Origin of the sequence: Acetobacterium wieringae (assembly GCF_001766835.1) — a bacterium.
In the GTDB taxonomy this organism is placed as follows: domain Bacteria; phylum Bacillota; class Clostridia; order Eubacteriales; family Eubacteriaceae; genus Acetobacterium; species Acetobacterium wieringae.
This window is the reverse complement of sequence record NZ_LKEU01000050.1, coordinates 38,711-59,671: the sequence shown is the minus strand read 5'-3', so window position 1 is coordinate 59,671 and position 20,961 is coordinate 38,711. Positions and strand designations below refer to the sequence as shown.

Sequence of the window (20,961 nt, the reverse complement as noted above, 5' to 3'; positions counted from 1 at the left end):
TTTAAAAGATGACGAGCTAAAAATTATACGAGGAGAATTGCAATGGAAGATAGTATGAACGATTATTCCCAGGTAACCCCGACCCTGACCTTTGACCCATTTGAGGACGAAAAAGCCGTAACGACTAATACTCATCAGGAGCTTAAGGGGGAACGGGAAGTATTTGACGAAAGTCGATTGACCCCGGACGAGCGACGAATGGTTGATGATTTTGCCAGCAAAATCGATCTCACCAATTCCAGCCTAGTGATGCAGTTTGGGGTTGGGGCCCAGAAAAAAATTGCCGATTTCTCCGAAACGGCCCTGAATAATGTCCGTACCAAAGACATGGGTGAAGTGGGCAAAATGCTCGGTGATATGGTGATGGAACTACGGAATTTTGATATCGAGGAAGAAGACAAAGGATTTTTAGGTTTTTTCAAAAAAAGCAGCAATAAGCTCAGCTCAATGCAGACCCGGTATGCCTCCGCTGAAAGCAATGTTAACCGTATCTGTGAGGCCCTGGAAAAACATCAGGTGCAACTATTAAAAGACGTGGCGATGCTGGATAAGCTTTATGATGTCAACAAAACTTATTTCAAAGAGTTATCAATGTATATTTTGGCTGGGAAAAAGAAACTTCAGGAAGTCGAAACCAAAGAATTGCCGGAACTGATTAAGCGCTCTCAGATCAGCGGACTGCCGGAAGATGCACAGGCGGTGAATGATTTGTCAGCAATGTGCAACCGTTTTGAGAAAAAAATTCATGATCTGGAACTGACGCGGATGATCTCGATTCAGATGGCTCCACAGATCCGACTAGTGCAGCATAATGATACCCTGATGGCTGAAAAAATCCAATCTTCCATTGTCAATACCATTCCACTTTGGAAAAGCCAGATGGTGCTGGCACTGGGAGTGGTACATTCTGGCCAGGCTGCTAAAGCCCAACGGGAAGTTACCAATATGACCAACGAATTATTACGAAAAAACGCTGAAACCTTGAAGATGGAATCCATCGCTACCGCTAAAGAATCGGAACGGGGCATTGTTGATATCGAAACCCTGCGTATTTCCAACGAGTCTTTAATTTCAACCTTTGACGAGGTGTTGCGTATCCAGACCGAAGGGCGCCAGAAACGAAAAGAAGTGGAAGCTGAACTGGAAAAACTGGAAAATGATTTAAAAGTTAAAATGTTAGAAATTAGAAGATAAACAAAAAAGACAATCAGTGCTAAAGACTGGTTGTTTTTTTCTTAATAAGCATAATTCCGTTGATACTCGCTTCCTAATTGCTAATCGGTCAGCGGCTTGAGAAGATGATGCGATATTTGATTAAAAAATTAATTGTATAATTGCCCAATGGATAGGTGATTAGTTGGCTAAAATACCATTGATAACTGTTAGAGATTGGGTATAATTATAATCAATAGTATTTTGCTAAGCGCATCAAGAGGGAATCATCGTCGTTCGATCTTGGTTAAGCCGATATCTTCTGAAATGGCGTAAATCAACAAGGTCTAACAAGTAGGCTACATGGGCAAGGTATTTATCAATTATAGGAGGAAAGCTATGGCAACTTTTTTTACCAATGATCATGTTGAATTGTATTATGAGGTAAAGGGTACAGGAAGCCCCTTACTGATGATTCCCGGATGGACGTGTACAACCCAGTTTTTTAAAAAGAACAGCGATGTTCTGGCCAAAGATTTTCAGGTTATTTTGCTGGATTTCCGGGGACATGGCGAATCGGAAAAGGTCTTACACAGTCACCGGATCTCCCGCTATGCCATGGATGTCAAAGAATTGTTGGATCAACTCGATGTAAAGGATGTCACCGTGCTGGGATGGTCCATGGGGGTTGCAGTGCTGTGGAGCTATCTGGAATTATTTGGCAACCATCGGGTGAGCAAACTGATTTGTGTTGACCAGGCACCACTCCAGTATACGGGGCCAGATTGGGTTTGGGGCCAGAATGGTTGTTATGACGTGGAAATGTTTATTCGAACCTGCTGTGCTATCGAATATGCACCGCGTGAAAGTGCAGAAGGCCTGGCGTTTGGCTGTCTCTACCATCAACCGACACCAGAAGAAGTAAAATTTATCGCCGATGAAATATCAAAATGCCCACCGAAGGTGCGAATTGAGATTATGCGGGATCATACTAACTTAGACTGGCGGGATTTGTTGCCATTGATCAATCTCCCCACCCTGGTGTGCGTAGCCCGACACAGTGCAGTTTTTGACTGGCAGGGCAGTGCCTATGTTGCTGAGCAGATTCCCGAAGCACAACTGGTGTTTTTTGAAGATTCCGGTCATATGCTTTTCTGGGAAGAAGCCGAGAAATTCAACCAGGTCGTTGCTAATTTTATCAAAGCCTAAAATACAGTGTCAACAATAGCATGGGTTGTTGCTTTACCCATGCTATTGTTTTTAAACCCAAGAAAACGAATTGAAAGGAGAACCCAAATGAAAATCGTGATTGCTCCGGATTCCTTCAAAGGATCATTATCAGCCACTGCAGTTTGTGACATTGTCGGAGATGCGATTCTAAAAATTATGCCAACCGCTGAGATTGTGAAGATACCCATTTCTGATGGTGGGGAGGGGCTAGTAGAAGTACTGGTCAGGCACCAATCCGGTGAAATGATCACAATAAAAGCAAAAGATCCTTTAGCTAGAGAAATAACAGCGACCTACGGAATTCTCCACGACGGGGTGGCAGTAATTGAAATGTCGGCCGCTTCTGGTTTGCCACTGCTTGCTGATGATGAACGCAATCCGTTAAAAACAAGTACCTATGGCACCGGAGAAATGATTGCCGATGCCATTAAGCGGGGCTGTCGTAAGATCATTCTGGGTTTAGGGGGCAGTGCCACCAACGATGGCGGATTGGGTGTTGCCAGTGCTTTGGGGGTATGTTTTTATGATCAGGAGATGGAACTGCTAGAACCAATTGGTAAAAATTTATGTCGGGTGAAAACAGTTGATACCAGTAAAGCCGAGAGCTTATTAAAGGGAGTGGAGATTACCATTGCCTGTGATGTAAAAAATGTACTTTGCGGCCATCTGGGAGCAGCAGCAGTTTATGGACCCCAAAAAGGTGCCAACCCGGATATGGTGACTTTTCTGGATCGGGGACTCGAAGCTTTTGGTCAGTTGCTGGAGATGAAAACGGGGATGAAGCTGATCCAATTAAAAGGGATCGGTGCGGCCGGTGGGATGGCCTTACCTTTGGTGGCTTTCTTCAATGCGCAGCTAAAATCTGGTCTCGAGATTGTATTGGATGAAATTGGTTTTGATTCTGCAATTTGCGGGGCAGATATGATTATTACCGGTGAAGGGAAAACCGATGCGCAGAGTGTGATGGGCAAGGTAATTTCTGGGGTCGGAAAACACGGAAAAAACCAGAATATCCCAGTTGTGGTGATCTCCGGCGCCTTGGATGTGGGCTATGAAACCATCTATCAGTGTGGCGTGGTGGCGGCTTTTGCTCTCTTTAGCAATGATCGGGGGCTGGCATGGCACATGGAAAATGCGGCTGAATTATTGGAGCAACGCATTTGCGACCTTTTTCGTTTTCTGGCGATTATCTGTATGATCCCACAAAATTCAAGTCAGAAAAAAAGGAGTGGATAGATGCTGGATAAAAAAATAGCGCAAAAAATAGCCGATGAGGTGATGAACACCTTGGGTTATAACATCAATGTTATGAATAAGAATGCCATTATTATTGGGAGCGGTTTACCGGAGCGACTGGGCACCTTTCACGAAACTGCGATGTTTGCCATCCGTCATTCCGTTACTTGTGAAGTCACCGAAGAGGAGGCCAAAAAACTTCAGGGTGTAAAGCCAGGGATCAATATGCCGATTGTGGATAAAGCTGGTGATGTCATCGGGGTAGTGGGAATAACCGGCGATCCGGATGAGGTACGCAACATTGGCAAACTGGTGAAAATGACCGCCGAACTGATCATTGAACAGCAGGAAACGATGAACCGCTTCTATACTCACCGTAACGACAAGGAAATATTTTTAAATACCTTAATCAGCGAGCAGCGAACCATCAGTGAAGAAGAAATAACGGATTGGGGCGAGCGCATCGGTTATAATATGGAAAGCAATCGGGTGGCGGTCATTCTGAGTTTTACTGCGGATTATCAAAATTCGGAAGAAAGTATGCTTGAAAATATCCTTAACCAGATCAAGCAGTCAGACAGCCATTTAAAAAATGACATCTCATCAGTGATGTCCGGTGGTTTTATTTTAGTGTTTAAATGCCTTAAAAAAACCGAACCATGGGAAATCGAAAAAACGATCAAAAGATATTTGGATGATTCAATCAATAGTGAAGATGTCAAAAATATGCAGTGTTTTGTAGGTAGCTACTACCTGGGGATTGAGGGTTACGTGAAATCGTATGCCGATGCCTATGGAATGTATCGCAGTGGTGTTTATAAAAGAGATCAACATGTTTATTTTTCACATCAGCACTATTTCTGGCGGCTCTATAATCAATTGGACAAGGAAACGTATGCGTTGGCGGTGGAACCATATATAAAAAAAATACAGAAATATTTCGGAAAAGGTACGGATGAAGCGATGTTGACCATGCGCAAAATAATTGAACATCACTTTCATTTTGATTTAGTGGCTGAGGATTTGTTTATCCATAAAAATACGGTTATTTTCAGAAAAAAGAAAATGGAGGAGTGTCTGGGATTTCCGATCAAATGTGGCAGTGATGACAATCTTTTATTTATGATAATTCTTAATCATTATGAAAAATTAAAAAAAATTAAAGATCAGCCAATCAGGTAAAATTTTGCAGATATTATGGAATTGTAACTAAAAATATGATATTATAGTGACAAATAATATTTGAAAGAGGAATAAAATTGGACGACGTACCGTTATATGAGACAAAAACGAAAACTCAATGTATAAAGCCAGTCACAGTGATGACTGATGGATCTGTTTACTGGGAGGAATCTTAGTCAATGGATAACAGTGTGATAGGTTTTATAATTGTTCTGGGGGTGATGTTGCTGATGTCGGCATATTTTTCGGCGACAGAAACGGCATTTACATCCCTTAATCGTATTCGCATTAAGAATCTGGCAAAGGATGGTAATAAGCGCGCAGCACAAGTACTGGCGCTTTCTGATCGCTATGATGCGTTATTGTCAACGATTCTGATTGGTAATAACATCGTTAATATCGCCTCGGCTTCGATTGCCACAGTGGTGTTTGTTCAGTATTTTGGCAATGCTGGCGTAACCATTTCTACTGCAGTGATGACGGTGCTGGTGCTGATTTTCGGCGAAATTTCGCCCAAAAGTCTGGCCAAAGATTCACCGGAAAAATTTGCAATGTTTTCAGTCCCCTTTATCCGATTGCTGATGTTTCTTTTAACACCGGTCAATTTTCTTTTTTCACAGTGGAAGAGGATGCTGGATCGATTGTTTAAGGTCAGCAGTGAACGCAGTATGACTGAAGAAGAACTGCTGACAATTGTCGAGGAAGCTGAAAATGATGGTGGCATCGATCTCCAGGATGGGGAACTGATCCGTAGTGCCATCGAATTTAATGACCTGGATGTGGATGACATCCTGACCCATCGGGTCGATGTCGTAGCGATTGATATGGATAACCCCAAGGAAGATATTGCCAAAATCTTTTTTGATACCGGCTTCTCCCGGTTGCCGGTTTATCAGGGCACCATTGATCAGATAATCGGTTTTATCAGTTATAAAGACTTTACCCATTACGTAGCCAATGGCAAAAGCAGTTTGGAGGAAATTATCAGTCCGGTGGTTTTTATTACCCCAAACATGAAGATTTCCAAGCTATTAACCCTGCTTCAACAGAAAAAATGCCATATTGCAGTGGTGTCCGATGAATACGGCGGAACCGCCGGGATTGTTACCCTGGAAGATGTCATTGAGGAACTGGTGGGGGAAATCTGGGACGAACACGATGAGGTCATTGATGAATTTGTAAAAATTTCAGATCATGAGTACCGGATTCTAGGTAAAGCCAATCTGGGAAAAATGTTCGATCTGTTTGATATGGATGACGATTTTGATGTGATTACTGTTGGGGGGTGGATTGTTGAATTTCTCGATCGGGTTCCGGAGGTTGGCGAAAGTTTTGAGTTTGAAAATTTGGGCTTTACCATCACCCAGGCGGACGAACGGCATGTGATCGAAATTGTTGCAGTCAAACATGAGATGGTTGATGCTGAAGAAAAATAACCTTGTACAAAAATAAGAGAAATACGTCTGACAGACTAAAAGCTGTCAGGCGTATTTTCATGTCAGGCCATAATACCGTCAACCGTACCAATAAAGGTGTCCACATAGGTGTTGCGCTGATCAGTGCTGATTTGTTGATGCTTCAGCAGGCAAAGATAATCGTCAAAGGTTTGGATCAGCAGTTGATTGACCAGTCGGTATTTTTCGAGGATCACCGGGTCTTTCTTAACGCTCAATTCCCAGGTATCCTTCATATAAGAAAAGATATGATTGGTCATATCCCGCATCATCCCGGCCAGCATTGCGACCTGGGGGTTTTGATAATCGGTATCTGCCTCATAGGTGGAGTGTGGTGAAATATTGAGTCGCTCTTGCTCTTGCAGGGCTTTATAGGATGCGCTACCCTGCAGAATAATCATGTGATGATAGAGGACATTGACGCTAATTTCCAGTTTATCTAAAAGAGCGTTCCGTTTTAAAAAGTCGTAATTGACTTTCAGATCTTCCAGGGTCGAATCAGGCTCAAACATAATAAAACCGACGCTGGGTTCGATCCCGTATTTCCTGAGAATCCGCAGGGCGTTTTCATTATCGGCCACTGTGGTCAGCTTATTAAGTCGTTTCAGGGCTTCATCCCGACCACTTTCTAATCCGATGAGGATGTGCTTAAGACCGGCGTCCACCAAAGATTCGATGGTTTCCTCTTCGATATCGTCGGCTCGGGCTTCAATGCCAAAGTGGATCTGGCGTTCTTTTAAGAGACGGGCCAGTTTCAGGACCCGCTCTTTACCGGCATGACCGGGGCCGTAAAAGTTGGGATCCATAAAGTAAAAGTAGCGGATATCCGTTTCTTTCATCACTGCATCAATTTCGGCAATGATATTTTCCGGGCTTCGTCCCCGCCATTTCCTTTTAATATCACCATAGTAGGGGTTGATGTAACAGAAGGTACAGCCGCCGTAACAGCCGCGACTACCGGAGATATTGACCTCACCAAACGAATAGGAACCCACGCTGCGCAGGGGAAAGGGTAAGGCATCGATATCGATAACCACCTCGCCCCGGGTGGCGACAATGCCGTTTACGCTGCGTATGGCCATTCCCGAATCAGGAATAGTGGGATAGTTTTCGGCAAGTCTTAAGAAGGTCAGCTCAGCTTCACCCAATACGGCGGAATCAATAGCCGGGCAGCGGTTAAGGATTTCCTCATAGGCAAAGGTGGGGTAAAATCCATAAACACAGACATAGGCAATCCCGTAGCTTTGTTTGACGTGTTCGATAAATTGATACAGGGTCTGATTGTCCTTCCAGTGATACACCAGATGAATCCCTAAAATCGTCGGCGGCTGGGCCGCAATTTGTGCTTCAATGGCCGGATAATCCAGCTGTTCCAGATAAGCGTCCACAATGGTTACTGGAATGTTGTTGGCAGCCAGCATGCCACCGATGTAGCCGGTGTTAAGACAGGCGGACAGGGGGGCATTGGCGATATCGTTACAGCGATCAGCGCTGATGGAACGGGGATGCTCGAGTAGAATGACGTTCATGAGGTGACCTCCTGCCACATAAAGATATTTTTTTTAGTGTGATAGATTTCCAGTTCATACCGAGCCCGGTCGTAGGGCGCCGGGTTATAGTAAGTCGGGTAGAGCAGATCGGTTTCAGGGGTGATCACGCCATGCTCCAGCGCCTGTTGTTCGACCCTGGTGCCCGGTAAAATCCGGATATTATTAAGGACGATCGTGCCCAGGGTTTTGGAAGCGTGATGGATTTTATAAATCGCATCAATAAGTTCCTTGGCTTCTTGCTGGGTGGCGGCGGTATCCCCGGGCGTATTGACCAGAAAGTGATAAACGGTAACCACGCCGCTGGCCGCCAGAACCTGAGCGGTGTCGAGGATATCCTGGACCTTCATATTTTTATCCAGCGCATCCAGTGCAGTCTGGCTGAGGCCATCGGGGGACAGTGAAAAACATTCACAGCCGGATTGGGTATAGAGCGCAACGTTTTCCTCGGTTAACAGGTTCTCCCGGAAAAAGCCGCTCCAGTTGATCGGGAGACCCCGCCGGATAATTTCGGCACAGATCGAATCGAGATGATCGACAGGAATATTAACCACCGAATCGGTGAAATGGATCCGGGTGACGCCGTAGCTGTCGTAGAGAAACTGAATTTCGTCGACCACTGCTTCCGGCGTGCGGCAGCGCATTTTCGCGCCCTGTAGCAGCGGATAGGAACAATAGCCGCAACTAAAACAGCAGCCACGTTTGGTTTCCACGCCGATACTTTCGACATATTTATTGACCGTGAGGTAGGGGCGGGGGTCCAGCAGATCGCGGTTGGGCATCACATAGTCCCGCATATCATAATCACCAACTGGTGGGACAACGATCACCGCTTCCTTTTCTCGATAGCAAAGCCCGGGTAGCCGGGGCGGATTGTTAAGGTTATTAAGTAACGGGACGATGATGTTCTCGGCTTCACCAGTGACGCCGAAATCAATTTCCGGGTAGTCCTGCATCAGTCGTTCCGGGAACAACGAAAAACCAGTACCGCCAGCTAAGATTCTGGTCTTTGGGGCGTAGCGTTTAATCACCGCCAGGGTTACGGCAAAGCCGGGAATCAGCGATGAGGTTTTATTGCCCAGAGGATCGATGTTACGCAGCGAGAGACAGACCACATCCGGCTTATCGCTTTCCAGCTGCTGTCGCAGATCCCCATAGGGATCGAGGGCCATGTTCATGTCAAAAAGCGTTAGTGTGTGATCGGTGCAGCGTTCAACCTGGGAGGCTAAAACGACGATTCCAATCGGATAAACCCGCTCGATATCGATGCCCTCCATTGAAAGGGCCTGGATGAAAAGAATTTTCATGGTTTCTCCTTGGTTTGATTAGCAGTTAATTGGTATCTTGTTTAAAACAAAGGCGATCCAGTGCCGACTGAGATCGGGCGGCAAAGATCAGGGCGGTGTCGGTGGCCAGGGGCATCAGCGGTGAGGTGACCAAATCGTGCTTTCCCAGTTCAGCACTTACCCAGGCTCCGGAAAAAACCTTGCCGTTGTAGGTGTTTAAAAACATGTTGATATCGCTCAGATGCGCTTTGACGGGGTGATGTTCATTAAAAAAATCATGGATCAGGATGATGCCGTCATCGCTCAAATGGCTGGCCGCAGTTTTTAAGACTTGTTCATTTTCCGCTTCGGCGTAGGCATGAACAATATTTGAAAGAATAATCAGCTGATATTTTTGAGTTAGCCCCCAGTCCGGTTCCAGAATATTGGCGGGATGATAGCAAACCCGATCAGAAAAAGTGGTGGCCGCAACAAGTTTTTGGGTCTGGGGCAGCATCTGTTTGATATCTAAAAGGGTTGCTTCGGTGTCCGGGAAAGCCTCCAAAAAGGCCAGCGCCATAGCCCCGGAGCCGGTTCCCACATCCAGAATAGCACCGCTTAGTTCCGTAAAAAAGGCGGTACAATCCTGGGCTTTAAGTTTGGCGACATTGTCCATAGCCCGGATATAGTTGGCCCGGCGTCGGTTCAGTTCAGTCTCGCTGATATCTTCCGGTAAAAAATTAACCCGGCCACCGGCAATCAGCGAGGCCTTCAGGGTAGTCCAGTCATCGCGCAGGTTTTTTCGCCACAGAATTGAGTCACCCTGATAAAGCGGACTCTCTTTCAGTAGATATTCTTTGGTAATCAATTGGTTATAGTAAATGTTTTGGTGTTGTCCCAGCAAGCCAAGGCTTTTTAAAAGTGCCAGGTATCGTTTAAGGGCGCTTTCGTTGGCGCCAAGTTTGGGGGCGAGCTCAGCGAGACTGGCACCCCGGATTCCGAAATCATCGATGGTCTGAAAAAGATCCATCTCCAGCGCCGTAAACAGGGCATCGGAAACCCAGTAGGCCGTGGCCAGGTCTTCCAGATACTGACCGCCGTTGGTCTTAGGATCATAGCCCTTCATGACCATTGGTTACTCCGGCATCGGAAAAGGTTAGAACATCACCAATCACCCGGGCCGAGGATTCCACCAGATGCATGGCGACCGCTGCCCCGGTGCCTTCACCCAGGCGGAAATTAAGGTTAAGCAGCGGTCTGAGCCCCAGGGCCTGCCACATCAGCTGATGACCCGGTTCTTCACTCTGATGGGAGGGGATCATGTAATCCAGCGCCTGAGGGCAGAGGGCCTTGGCAATCAGTGCGCCAGCGGTGGAAATAAAGCCGTCCACCAGGACTGGTACCTGTTTGAAGGCGGCACCCAGAATCACTCCGGCAATCCCGGCGATCTCGAAGCCGCCGACTTTGGCGAGGACATCGATGGGGTCGGTTTTGTCGGGCTGATGGCGGTTAATCGATTCCCGGATCACTTTGATCTTATTAATCAGAGCGGCGTTATCAATCCCGGTGCCTCGGCCAGTGACGGATGAAACCGGATACTCGGCCATGACGGCCAGGATTGCAGCGCTGGGTGTGGTGTTGCCGATACCCATATCGCCGGTGGCCAAAAGGTTAATCCCCTGCTCTTCAATGACCTGAGCAGCCACGTTGATTCCGGCTTCCAGAGCAGCAATGGCTTGCTCCCGGGTCATTGCCGGTTCGTAGTAAAAATTCTTGGTGCCACGAGCGATTTTGCAGTCGATAATGGCACCTTGCTTAACCAGCTCGGGCATATCCACGGCGACGCCCATGTCGACAACAATCACTTCAGCCCCGGAGGCCTTCGCCAGAATGTTAATGCCAGCACCGCCTTTGACAAAGTTTTGTACCATCTGGGGGGTAACCTCCTGGGGAAAGGCGGAAACGCCTTCAGCCACAACGCCGTGATCTCCGGCCATGGTGATGACCATTTTTTTATCAACGTTGGGGCGGATGGTGCGCTGAATCCCCGCCAGTTGTTCAGCTACGACCAGTAGCTGACCGAGACTCCAGGGTGGAATGGCCAATTGTTCAATATGATCCCGGGCCGCCTGCCGCCACTTGGGATCAGCTGGTTCGGTGTTATCGATGACGTGTTTTAAGGTATATTTGGTTTCGATCATGGTACTTATCCCTTCTATATGGTATTAATTATAATGCACAGCGTTTCGGGAGGTCACGGACCTCCCCTACGGTCTGATGATTTAGATCGGGTGCTGTTTTTTTGGTGCACAAACAATCCGATAAACAATAACGAGACATCTATTTTAGCAAGGTAGTGATTGGTCAGTTCGGGGCGAACCGTGTTCGCCCGCATCACTTAAGCTATCATTTATGCCAGTCCAAAAAACTCAGCGGCCACATCGGCTGGACATTTGCTGTCGGCACAGACGGCACAGCCATGGGAGGGCTTTTGGGCTGCCAAAGCGGCGATCAGATTGGCCTGATTGATGGCGTTTTTGACCTGTTCTTCCTGATTGCGGGCAACCCGGGCCCGGGACATCGCCAGATCCCGGTTCCAGGCGGCTTTACCACGTTTTAAGACATTAGCGGCATTAGCAGCGATCCGGGTGGTTTCGACACCGATCCGGACATCGTCTTCATTGGGCAGACCCAGATGTTCGGCTGGAGTCAGATAACAAAGGAAGTCGGCCCCGTGCATACCGGCAAAGGCCCCGCCGATGGCTCCGGAAATGTTGTCATAACCGGGAGCAACATCAGTGGCCAGGAAGCCCAGAATATAATAGGGCACCTCAAAGCAAAGTCGCTTCTGCAACAGCATCGCCGATGGAATATGGTTTAAGGGGACATGGCCGGGACCTTCCACCATCACCTGAACGCCTGCGGCCAGAGCCCGTTTGGTCAGTTCACCAGCGACCATCAGGCCCCGCAGATGAGCCTGATCGAGGGAGTCGGCGTTGGCGCCGGGTCGAATGGCGTCGCCGATGCTTAAGACCGTATCGGTGGCTTTAAGAATTTCCAGCAACCGGTCAAACTGTTCATAGAGGGGGTTTTCTTTGTCATTATGGAACATCCAGCCGGTCAGCAGCGAGCCGCCCCGGCTGACCACATCGGCCACCCGACCGGTTTTCTTTAATATTTTGAGAAGATCCATATTCAGAGCCGAGTGAACGGCCATAAAATCCATACCGGACTGACATTGTTTTTCGACCACAGAAAAAAGATCGTCGGCCGTCATATTGACCATCAGGCCGCGTTTTTCGGTGGCTTCTTTGGCCGCCTGATACACCGGCACACAGCCAGCCGCGATATTGGAATTGGTTAAACTCAAGGTTCGCATGGTGTCGATATCTTCGCCCATACTTAAATCCATAAAGCCATGGGCGCCAGCGGCTTCAATGATTTTTAGTTTTTTGACTTCCATTTCCATGTCATCGCGGTCACTGGAGGTGCCCATCAGACCGTTAACTTTGACGTCCAGTCCGCCGCCGATACCACAGATTTTAGTACGGTTGCGCAATTTGTTTTTAGGAATGACAATCCGGCCAGCGGCCACCCCATCCCGAATAAATTCCGGGGTGAAGCCTTCGCTAATCGCCACCATTTCCATTTCTTCGGTAATTTTTCCCGCCCGGGCTTTTAACATTTGGGTCATCGTTCGTTCCTCACTTCCTGGTTTTCATCTCGTAAATACTTACCGACAATTTTCATGGCACAGAAGTCGCCGCACATGCTGCACTCGGAGGCGAAGTTGGTACTGCGATCCTTCCAAACCTTGGTGGCGGTTTCGGTGTCAATGGCCAGTTCCATCTGTCGGCCCCAGTTGAGTTCCCGCCGGGCATGGGACATTTCCAGATCCCAGGCAATCGCTGCCGGATGACCCTTGCCGACATCACCGGCATGGGCGGCAATGCGGCTGGCCATCACACCCAGATAGACATCTTCGGCACTGGGCATACCGATGTGTTCAGCCGGGGTCACATAGCAGAGAAAGTCAGCGCCATAGTAGGCAGCAATGGCGCCACCGATGGCGCCAGTGACATGATCCATCCCGGCCCCGGAATCAGTGGGCAGACAACCAAAGACAAAGTAGGGTGCGCCATCGCATAATTGTTTTTGTAATTGGACAGTCGTTTGGATCTGATCCAGCGGCACGTGACCAGGACCTTTAACCATCACCTGAACGCCAGCCGCCCGGGCCTTTTTAACCAGGCCGCCGAGGATTACCAATTCATGAACCTGAGCGCCATCCAGCGAATCAGCGATACAGCCGGGACGCATGCCGTCGGCAAAACTCAGGACAACATCATATTTTTTGCAGATTTCCAGAACCCGGTCGTATTGGTCAAAAAAGGGGTTTTCACACTGGTTATGAACCATCCAGCCGATCAGATGGGAGCCTCCATAACTGACCAGTGGATCAATCCGGCCCTCATCTTTAGCCCGATTGATCACGTCCATGGTAGTGCCGCAGTGTAGCGCCAGAAAACTGACACCCTCGGCAGCCTGTTTTTCCATCATCGCAAACATGTCGTCGGCGGTCATATCTAAAGCGGTACCGTATTTTTCCTGAGCCATGGCCAGGGTCTGATACAGGGGCAGGGTACCCACCGGCCGATCCACTGTAGCTAAGACTTTTTCACGCATCGCATCAATCGGGCCCCGGACACTTAAGTCCATCAGGGTATCGGCCTTGGCCTTAATGGCCTGGTCAATTTTAGCCATTTCACCGGCGATGGTGTCGTCAACTTCATACATCCCGACGCTGGCTGAGACCTTGGTAAACAGTCCTTTACCGACTGCCACCGGGTTGATATTGGGGCGGGCGCTTTTAAGAATAACGATTTCGCCAGCGGCCACTCCCTGGCGAATCAGCTCGGGATCGAGTCCTTCTTTTTCGGCCACATAAATCATTTCGGCGGTGATTTCACCCGCCCGTGCTTTTTCCAGAATTGTCATTGTTTCCTCCTGAATTTTTAAATAATTGTTTATTCGTTTCAGCTTTTTAAAACTTGCAGAGTACCGACAATTAATAATCTGATTGTTTGCATCGGGGCGGACACGGCAACGCCTGTCCGAAGCCGCAAGCAAACAATGGATTAATAATTGGTCGGGACGGTGTTCAATGAGATCGATTATGGATTAAAGTCACCAAAAACTGAAACGTTGGCAAATAAAAAAGTCCACAGCAGTTATTATAAAAATAACCGCCATGAACTTTACCTTCGTTCATTCAGGATCGATCATAGGCAGGTCTCCTGACTCGGGGTTTTAGCGCTACGCCACACCTTCCCATTAAAAAACAGTGGTCTTTGTGGTTTGCTCCGCCCTTACAGTGATGGGTTCGTTCAGGACTCTCACCTGATTCCCTATTCTCCTTATTGCTAAGGCACCATATGCTCGCTTTTCGATTTACTTGTTTTTGATTATACAACCTAAAAAATAAATGTGCAAGAAAAAAATTAAAAAAATGATTTGGACAGTTGAGATAAAAAAAGAATCAAACTATGTTATAATAAATCAAATGAATGAGGGAGGTGAGAGGATGAATCTTGTTTTTATCTGGTTGATTTTGTTTATCGTTTTTCTGGTAGCTGAACTGGTTACAGCTGGGGCGTTGGTTTCAATCTGGTTTTGTGTGGGCTCTTTGGTGGCTTTAGTTGCCGCCTATTTTGGCGCGGCTTTCTGGGTGCAGATGATCGTTTTTTTTGTCGTTTCCATTGGTTTATTATTGGGTACAAAGCCGTTTTTAAAGAAACATCTGGATCCCCAAAAAATGGCGACCAATGCCGATCGGATCCTTAAAAACCGGGGCATTGTTGAAGAAGAAATCAATAACCTCAAAGGTCAGGGGGCGGTCAAAATAGACGGGAAGTCCTGGTCAGCCCGAAATGTCGATGGTGAGGCTGTTATTCCGATTGGTGCTGAAGTGACTGTTGTGGGAATCGAAGGCGTTAAGGCCATGGTTCGGGCGGCTGAGAAAGAAACTATTTCAAAATAAAAGGAGGAAAAAAACATGTATGGACTCATTATTTTAGGTGTCATCTTTATCATTTTTATTGTTGTGATTATTGTCAATGCCAAGATTGTTCCTCAGGCCAATGCCTATGTAGTCGAACGGCTGGGAGCTTATCATTCTACCTGGGAAACCGGTTTTCATATTGCGATACCAATTATTGACCGGATCTCCAAACGAATCAGTTTAAAAGAGCGGGTAGCCGATTTTCCACCACAACCGGTTATCACCAAAGATAACGTCACAATGCAAATTGACACGGTTATATATTTGCAGGTAACCGATCCCAAATTTTATATGTATGGGGTGGATAATCCCATGAAGGCAATTGAAAACTTAACGGCCACGACACTCCGTAATATCATCGGAGATATGGAGCTTGATGCAACGCTCACCTCCCGAGATGTCATTAATACCAAGATGCGGGTGATTCTCGATGAAGCCACCGATCCCTGGGGGATTAAAATTAATCGGGTCGAGCTTAAAAATATTATGCCACCAGAAGCGATCCAAAATGCGATGGAACGGCAGATGAAGGCCGAGCGGGAACGACGTGAAAAAATTCTTCAGGCCGAAGGGGAAAAAGCCAGCGCTATTCTGGTGGCAGAAGGTGAAAAATCGGCGGCAATTTTGCAGGCAGAAGGGTTGAAAGCGGCCGCTATTTTAAGCGCTGAAGCAGACCGGGAAGCCCAGATCAGACGGGCGGAAGGGGAAGCCGAAGCGATTATCACGGTTCAGGAAGCCGTTGCAAATGGGGTCAAAATGTTAAACGCTGCTGATCCAATCCAGTCGGTGATTGCGCTAAAAAGCCTATCAACCTTTGAAAAGGTAGCCGATGGCAAAGCCACCAAGATCATTATACCATCTGAAATTCAGAGTTTAGCCGGTCTGGCCACATCCCTCAGTGAAATTATGAAGGATCAGACTAAAGTCAGTCAGCAGAGTAATTTATAAACGACCATGAATGGGCAATTGGGAAACGGCAAGCCGTTTTTCGATTGCCCAAATTTTTTAACGAACAATTAAGAAAGAGGGCATATTTTGGAAATCACGAATACGCAACTTATCAAACGTTTTATACCCTATTATCAAAAATATAAATGGATTTTGTTATTGGATCTCTTTTGTGCGACCCTGACCACGGCCTGCGATCTGGTGTTGCCGCTGATCGTGCGGTTTATTACCAATGCCGCAATTAATGATTTGGCCAGTCTGACAGTGGAAACAATTCTAAAACTGGGACTGTTATATCTGATGCTGCGACTGATCGACGCAGTGGCTAATTATTTTATGGCCGATGTCGGTCATGTGATGGGGGCTCAGATCGAAACCGATATGCGCCGGGATCTTTTTTCGCATCTTCAGAAGCTGTCTTTTTCGTTTTACAGCGATACAAAAATCGGTCAGCTGATGTCCCGAATGACCTCGGATCTTTTCGATGTCACTGAGTTTGCGCATCATTGTCCCGAGGAATTTTTTATTGCCGGTCTGAAAATTGGAGTATCCTTTGGGATATTGGCCAGCGTTAATATCTGGCTGACGCTGATTATTTTTGCCGCATTACCGGTGATGCTTTTGACCACCACCTATTTTCGTAAGCGAATGCGCCGGGAAATGATGCGGTCGCGGGTTAAGACCGGGGACATCAACGCCCAGGTGGAAGACAATTTACTGGGAATTCGGGTGGTGAAGTCCTTTGCCAATGAAAGCATTGAAGAGCTGAAGTTTGAGGCGGGGAACAGTCAGTTTCTGGAAGTTAAACGAAAAACGTATCGTTATTTTGCAGGTTTCCAGACCACCACCCGGCTTTTTGACGGACTGATGTACCTGCTGGTAATGGTCTGCGGCGGGATCTTTATGATCAATGGCGCCATCAATCCTGGAGACTATGTGGCATATCTGCTGTATGTGACCACCTTGCTCACATCGATCCGCCGGATTGTCGAGTTTGCCGAACAGTTTCAACGAGGCATGACCGGGTTTGAACGCTTTATCGAAATTCTCGATCAACCGACCGAATATGAAAATCAGGCCAATGAGGTGGAACTGACTGACGTAGTGGGTGATGTCCGTTTTGAAGATGTCAGCTTTCAATACAACGATGGTGGTGATGCGGTGCTGTCTCATATCGATGTTGAGGTGAAGGCAGGGCAGAATATTGCCATTGTCGGACCGTCCGGCAGCGGAAAAACGACCATGTGTCATCTGATTCCGCGCTTCTACACTGTGAGCTCCGGCCGGATTTTGATTGATGGTCAGGATATTCAGGGTCTGACTCTCCATTCGCTGCGAACTCAGGTGGGGGTTGTTCAGCAGGATGTTTATCTTTTTTCGGGGACGGTCTATGAGAACATCAGCTATGGTCGGAATGATGCCGACCGGGACAGCGTAATTCAGGCAGCCAAACACGCCGGGGCCCATTCGTTTATTGAGAAGCTGCCCCAGGGTTATGATACCTATATCGGCGAACGGGGGATCAAACTTTCAGGCGGTCAGAAGCAGCGAATCAGTATTGCCCGGGTATTCTTAAAAAATCCACCGATTCTGATTCTTGATGAAGCCACCTCGGCTTTGGATAATGAAAGCGAACGGATTGTTCAGGAATCCCTAAAAGAGCTGACTCGGGGTCGAACGACCTTTACCATTGCTCATCGGCTGACCACCATCAAAAATGCCGACTCGATCTTGGTTCTTACCGAAGATGGGATTGTCGAAAAAGGCTCTCATGAGGAACTGCTCCGGGAAGAAGGGGTCTACTACGATCTCTACCAGATGTACCGGGAGCTGGATGAATTAAACGAAGAGTTTTAGCCGTTCATATTGCCGCAGTTGTAGCCAGCCAGGTCCAGGGTGATGGATTTGATGCCGAGGTTTTTCAGGGTGTCGATCAGGGCCAGGCGGTTGTCGATGATAACGGTAAAATCGTCAGGGTCGCATTCGATTTTAGCGGTATCGCCCAGCAGTCGCAGCCGGTATTGGCTTAAGCCCAGGGATTTGAGAAAATCCTCCCCGGCTTCTATAGCCGCCAGAGCGGCCGGAGTAATCGGCGTGTTGGTAGGAATCCGGGTGGCCAGGCAGGCCATCGCCGGTTTGGTGGCTGTTGGTAAGCCGTAATAGGCCGAGAGATCCCGGATATCCTGCTTGGTCAGTCCAGACTCTTTTAATGGGCTAAAAACCCCCAACTCACCCAAGGCTTTAATCCCGGGTCGATAGTCCTTCATATCATCAAGATTGGAGCCGTCCAGAATTACCTCGTAGCCATTGGCCAGAGCAGCATCTTTGATCTGGGTAAAAATAAATTTTTTGCAATGATAACAGCGATCAGTTGGGTTTTTGACAAAATTTTCCAATGCAAAGACATCGGCTTCAAGCACTAAGGGGATTGCTCCGATGGCTTTGGCCAGCGCTTGGGCTTCGGCAAATTCCGATCTGGGCAGCATCGCACCGTTAACGGTAATGGGCAATACAGCATCTCCCAGTACAGAAACTGCTACCTGCAGCAACAGGGTACTGTCGACACCGCCGGAAAAGGCAATACTGACTTTGGGGAAACGTTTGATATTATCTTTCAAAACAACCAGTTTTTCGGCAAGAACCGGGGTTAGGATGGTATTTATTTCCATGGCATCTCCTTGTATGTATCAATTTGAATTCTTTGATTCGGATAATGGCTATATTATAACTCCTTAAGAGGGTTCCCCGCCAGTAAATATTTTGTTATAATGTTTACATTAAGTAAGTAATTGCGTAATTTATAAACATTGAAAAAGATTTACTTTGATGTCGGCTTTCGCAAACCGTCCGCGAAGCAAATTGCTATTACCAGGTTTACATTAAAAAGTAGGGGGAATATGGAATGTCCGTAAAAAAAGCTATCTCACTGGGGGTGGGAATTGGAGTTTTGTTTATCATTGTGCTAATTATATATGGGGTAACCCATACATTTAATCAGACCAAAAGGGAGGATCATCTGGTCAAAGGGGTGGATCTGTCTGCTTACCAGGGCGATATTGATTGGGAACTACTGGCTGATCAGAATATTGATTTCGCCTTCATCAAAGCCACAGAGGGTAATGATTATGTGGACACGAAATTTAAAACGAACTGGGAAGCGAGTCAGAAAACAGCCCTTAAGGTCGGCGCATATCACTTTTTAAATTATGACACGACGGGTAAAGCGCAAGCGCAGAACTTTATTGCCAATGTACCGGTTTCTGATCAGAACCTGCCACCGGTAGTTGATCTGGAATTGTATGGAATTTATGAAGACAATGCCTTACCCAAGGAACAGGTTAAGGTTATCCTTGATGAATTTCTAAAGGAACTGGAAAATCATTATGGGGTAAAACCAATAATTTATACCACCCAGCGCATTTTTAAAATGTATATTGGAACCGACTATAAAGATTATCAAATCTGGATCGTCGATCTGGATAATGCCTGGCCTGAAACGTTGCCAAACGGCGAAACCTTTACCTTCTGGCAATATAGTCACCGGGGTATGATGGACGGCTATGATGGTGATGAAACGTTTATTGATATGAACCTTTACAACGGCACTTACGCTGAATTTATTGAAGAATTCTTCTGACAATCTGAAAAAGCTGCCAAGACGGCAGCTTTTATAGTTACTGGATTATTTTTCACAGCATGTGTTTAATTATAAACTTGCTTTCCATAAACCATGAAGGTTACAATATTCATAGGCTGCAATGACTTTATCCCCAGGGGTTAGAGCAAATTCGGCTTTCGGTGCCCCGGTTTCGGCCAGACATTTTCGTTGGCCACCTTCGGTGGTTTCAAGATAGACCCAGGCGATATGGTGTTCAGGCGTCATTGGATGGGGAACACTACCAATATCAACGGTGACGGTATTGCCATTTACGGTGATGACAGGAACGTGTTTTTCCTGAGCGGCATCAGTCGTATTGGGAACAACTTCTGTCATGGGATCGCCACAGCAGATCATTTGAGCACCTGATTCGTGAATCATTCCTACGAAATTCCCACAATGTTTACAGACGAAAAATTTTGGTTCTTTACACATAATAGACCTCCTAAGTCAATGTTAATCTCTTTTGTTATATTCCCCAAAAATAAAGAAATAAACAAATTAGATTAATTCTTATCTACATTATAACATAAGATTTAAGAAAGTGAAGACACAAATTGTTAATTTTGAAAGGAGCGAAGCGTTGCTTCGAGAAGAAAGATGGAAAAACAATGGCTTTTATGGGCAAGAGAATTACAATCAATCTCACAGTCGGGGTTGACCTACTGCAAAAACGACTATGATCTGGTTCGCTATCGTGAAATTGAAAAGCTGTCCCGAGAAATCATCGAAAAACATACAGAGATTTCCCATGAGGTGATAAAAGATTACTATATCAGGGAAGAAGGCTATTTAACGCCCAAGGTCGATGTTCGGGGTGGTGTGATTGTCGACAATAAGATCCTGCTGGTTCGGGAAAAGATTGATGGTCGTTGGTCGCTGCCGGGGGGGTGGGCTGATGTCAACCGGACACCCCAGGAAAATGTCATTAAAGAAGCCTTTGAAGAAGCTGGAGTGCTGGTTAAGCCAACCCGACTGGTCGGGCTGCTGGATCGCAGTAAATGGGTCCAGGATACCTGTCCGTATACTATTTATAAGATCCTGATGCTGTGTGAATTACTGGAGGGGGACTTTAAATGTAACGCTGAAACCATCGAGAGTGGTTTCTTTGCCATGGATCAGCTGCCACCGTTGTCACTGGGGCGAACCACCGAAGCACAGTTGACCCTATTTTTTAAAGCCCACCAAAATCCAGAATATCATCCGGTGTATGACTAAAGCTCAATAA

The 20,961-nt window shown here is 46.8% G+C and carries 18 protein-coding genes and 1 riboswitch; of the genes, 10 read left to right on the top strand and 8 right to left on the bottom strand.

Annotated features, from left to right (window positions below):
- Positions 1-42: 42 nt before the first annotated feature.
- From ACWI_RS17610 to ACWI_RS17590, 5 genes are all read left to right on the top strand, one after another.
- Positions 43-1,194 carry a toxic anion resistance protein gene (locus ACWI_RS17610; protein ID WP_070372754.1) on the top strand — a complete coding sequence of 384 codons (1,152 nt, stop codon included), beginning with the start codon at positions 43-45 and terminating at the stop codon, positions 1,192-1,194.
- 357 nt (positions 1,195-1,551) lie between these two features.
- The gene (locus tag ACWI_RS17605) at positions 1,552-2,361 is read left to right on the top strand and encodes an alpha/beta fold hydrolase (protein ID WP_070372753.1); all 810 of its coding nucleotides are present in this window, start codon (positions 1,552-1,554) and stop codon (positions 2,359-2,361) included.
- Positions 2,362-2,448: 87 nt separating this feature from the next.
- Positions 2,449-3,618 (top strand): glycerate kinase, encoded by a 1,170-nt coding sequence (locus ACWI_RS17600; RefSeq protein WP_070372752.1) that lies wholly within the window; start codon positions 2,449-2,451, stop codon positions 3,616-3,618.
- Positions 3,619-4,800, top strand: a complete 1,182-nt coding sequence (locus ACWI_RS17595) for a CdaR family transcriptional regulator (RefSeq protein ID WP_070372751.1) — start codon at positions 3,619-3,621, stop codon at positions 4,798-4,800. It begins immediately after the preceding gene.
- Positions 4,801-4,979: 179 nt separating this feature from the next.
- Positions 4,980-6,236, top strand: coding sequence for an HlyC/CorC family transporter (locus tag ACWI_RS17590; RefSeq protein ID WP_070372750.1), 1,257 nt, complete (start codon positions 4,980-4,982; stop codon positions 6,234-6,236).
- A gap of 62 nt (positions 6,237-6,298) precedes the next feature.
- On the opposite strand, the gene ACWI_RS17585 is transcribed toward ACWI_RS17590, so the two are convergent.
- The 6 genes from ACWI_RS17585 to thiC form a co-directional block, all read right to left on the bottom strand.
- Positions 6,299-7,783, bottom strand: a complete 1,485-nt coding sequence (locus tag ACWI_RS17585; protein WP_070372749.1) for a B12-binding domain-containing radical SAM protein — start codon at positions 7,781-7,783, stop codon at positions 6,299-6,301.
- Complete coding sequence (gene bzaD, locus ACWI_RS17580; RefSeq protein ID WP_070372748.1) at positions 7,780-9,108, bottom strand: B12 lower ligand biosynthesis radical SAM protein BzaD; 1,329 nt, start codon at positions 9,106-9,108, stop codon at positions 7,780-7,782. Before bzaD ends, ACWI_RS17585 begins: the two co-directional genes overlap by 4 nt.
- A 25-nt stretch (positions 9,109-9,133) precedes the next feature.
- Positions 9,134-10,198, bottom strand: coding sequence for a methyltransferase (locus tag ACWI_RS17575; RefSeq protein ID WP_084633842.1), 1,065 nt, complete (start codon positions 10,196-10,198; stop codon positions 9,134-9,136).
- A complete protein-coding gene (gene cobT / locus ACWI_RS17570; RefSeq protein ID WP_070372747.1) occupies positions 10,179-11,267 on the bottom strand; it encodes a nicotinate-nucleotide--dimethylbenzimidazole phosphoribosyltransferase in 1,089 nt (362 codons plus the stop codon). The genes ACWI_RS17575 and cobT overlap by 20 nt, the downstream gene beginning before the upstream one ends.
- A gap of 209 nt (positions 11,268-11,476) precedes the next feature.
- Positions 11,477-12,760 carry a B12 lower ligand biosynthesis ThiC-like protein BzaB gene (gene bzaB, locus ACWI_RS17565; RefSeq protein WP_070372746.1) on the bottom strand — a complete coding sequence of 428 codons (1,284 nt, stop codon included), beginning with the start codon at positions 12,758-12,760 and terminating at the stop codon, positions 11,477-11,479.
- A complete protein-coding gene (gene thiC, locus ACWI_RS17560; RefSeq protein WP_070372745.1) occupies positions 12,757-14,064 on the bottom strand; it encodes a phosphomethylpyrimidine synthase ThiC in 1,308 nt (435 codons plus the stop codon). The genes bzaB and thiC overlap by 4 nt, the downstream gene beginning before the upstream one ends.
- A 273-nt stretch (positions 14,065-14,337) precedes the next feature.
- Positions 14,338-14,517: riboswitch (cobalamin riboswitch) on the bottom strand.
- A gap of 133 nt (positions 14,518-14,650) precedes the next feature.
- Between thiC and ACWI_RS17555 the strand changes: the two genes are divergently transcribed.
- The 3 genes from ACWI_RS17555 to ACWI_RS17545 all read left to right on the top strand — a co-directional run bounded on the left by ACWI_RS17555 (position 14,651) and on the right by ACWI_RS17545 (position 17,932).
- Positions 14,651-15,106: an NfeD family protein gene (locus ACWI_RS17555; protein WP_070372744.1), complete on the top strand. Its 456-nt coding sequence runs from the start codon at positions 14,651-14,653 to the stop codon at positions 15,104-15,106.
- A 15-nt stretch (positions 15,107-15,121) separates the two neighbouring features.
- A complete protein-coding gene (locus ACWI_RS17550; protein ID WP_070372743.1) occupies positions 15,122-16,075 on the top strand; it encodes an SPFH domain-containing protein in 954 nt (317 codons plus the stop codon).
- Positions 16,076-16,168: 93 nt separating this feature from the next.
- Positions 16,169-17,932 (top strand): ABC transporter ATP-binding protein, encoded by a 1,764-nt coding sequence (locus ACWI_RS17545; protein WP_070372822.1) that lies wholly within the window; start codon positions 16,169-16,171, stop codon positions 17,930-17,932.
- Here ACWI_RS17545 and larE read toward each other — a convergent pair.
- On the bottom strand, positions 17,929-18,744 hold the full coding sequence (gene larE, locus ACWI_RS17540) for an ATP-dependent sacrificial sulfur transferase LarE (protein ID WP_070372742.1): 816 nt from the start codon (positions 18,742-18,744) through the stop codon (positions 17,929-17,931). The two genes, ACWI_RS17545 and larE, sit on opposite strands and share 4 nt — an antisense overlap.
- A 233-nt stretch (positions 18,745-18,977) precedes the next feature.
- On the opposite strand from larE, the gene ACWI_RS17535 reads away from it, so the two are divergent.
- Positions 18,978-19,712: a glycoside hydrolase family 25 protein gene (locus ACWI_RS17535; RefSeq protein ID WP_070372741.1), complete on the top strand. Its 735-nt coding sequence runs from the start codon at positions 18,978-18,980 to the stop codon at positions 19,710-19,712.
- 69 nt (positions 19,713-19,781) lie between these two features.
- On the opposite strand, the gene ACWI_RS17530 is transcribed toward ACWI_RS17535, so the two are convergent.
- Positions 19,782-20,168 (bottom strand): desulfoferrodoxin family protein, encoded by a 387-nt coding sequence (locus tag ACWI_RS17530; protein WP_070372740.1) that lies wholly within the window; start codon positions 20,166-20,168, stop codon positions 19,782-19,784.
- Positions 20,169-20,333: 165 nt separating this feature from the next.
- Between ACWI_RS17530 and ACWI_RS17525 the strand changes: the two genes are divergently transcribed.
- Positions 20,334-20,951 (top strand): NUDIX hydrolase, encoded by a 618-nt coding sequence (locus ACWI_RS17525; protein WP_070372739.1) that lies wholly within the window; start codon positions 20,334-20,336, stop codon positions 20,949-20,951.
- Positions 20,952-20,961: the final 10 nt, after the last annotated feature.

Coding starts and splice junctions, on each gene's coding strand:
- ACWI_RS17610 (WP_070372754.1), top strand. CDS start 43: ATGGAAGATAGTATGAACGATTATTCCCAGGTAACCCCGACCCTGACC.
- ACWI_RS17585 (WP_070372749.1), bottom strand. CDS start 7,783: ATGAACGTCATTCTACTCGAGCATCCCCGTTCCATCAGCGCTGATCGC.
- ACWI_RS17535 (WP_070372741.1), top strand. CDS start 18,978: ATGTCCGTAAAAAAAGCTATCTCACTGGGGGTGGGAATTGGAGTTTTG.
- ACWI_RS17575 (WP_084633842.1), bottom strand. CDS start 10,198: ATGGTCATGAAGGGCTATGATCCTAAGACCAACGGCGGTCAGTATCTG.
- cobT (WP_070372747.1), bottom strand. CDS start 11,267: ATGATCGAAACCAAATATACCTTAAAACACGTCATCGATAACACCGAA.
- bzaD (WP_070372748.1), bottom strand. CDS start 9,108: ATGAAAATTCTTTTCATCCAGGCCCTTTCAATGGAGGGCATCGATATC.
- ACWI_RS17530 (WP_070372740.1), bottom strand. CDS start 20,168: ATGTGTAAAGAACCAAAATTTTTCGTCTGTAAACATTGTGGGAATTTC.
- ACWI_RS17590 (WP_070372750.1), top strand. CDS start 4,980: ATGGATAACAGTGTGATAGGTTTTATAATTGTTCTGGGGGTGATGTTG.
- ACWI_RS17525 (WP_070372739.1), top strand. CDS start 20,334: ATGGAAAAACAATGGCTTTTATGGGCAAGAGAATTACAATCAATCTCA.
- bzaB (WP_070372746.1), bottom strand. CDS start 12,760: ATGACCCAAATGTTAAAAGCCCGGGCGGGAAAAATTACCGAAGAAATG.
- thiC (WP_070372745.1), bottom strand. CDS start 14,064: ATGACAATTCTGGAAAAAGCACGGGCGGGTGAAATCACCGCCGAAATG.
- larE (WP_070372742.1), bottom strand. CDS start 18,744: ATGGAAATAAATACCATCCTAACCCCGGTTCTTGCCGAAAAACTGGTT.
- ACWI_RS17550 (WP_070372743.1), top strand. CDS start 15,122: ATGTATGGACTCATTATTTTAGGTGTCATCTTTATCATTTTTATTGTT.
- ACWI_RS17595 (WP_070372751.1), top strand. CDS start 3,619: ATGCTGGATAAAAAAATAGCGCAAAAAATAGCCGATGAGGTGATGAAC.
- ACWI_RS17555 (WP_070372744.1), top strand. CDS start 14,651: ATGAATCTTGTTTTTATCTGGTTGATTTTGTTTATCGTTTTTCTGGTA.
- ACWI_RS17605 (WP_070372753.1), top strand. CDS start 1,552: ATGGCAACTTTTTTTACCAATGATCATGTTGAATTGTATTATGAGGTA.
- ACWI_RS17600 (WP_070372752.1), top strand. CDS start 2,449: ATGAAAATCGTGATTGCTCCGGATTCCTTCAAAGGATCATTATCAGCC.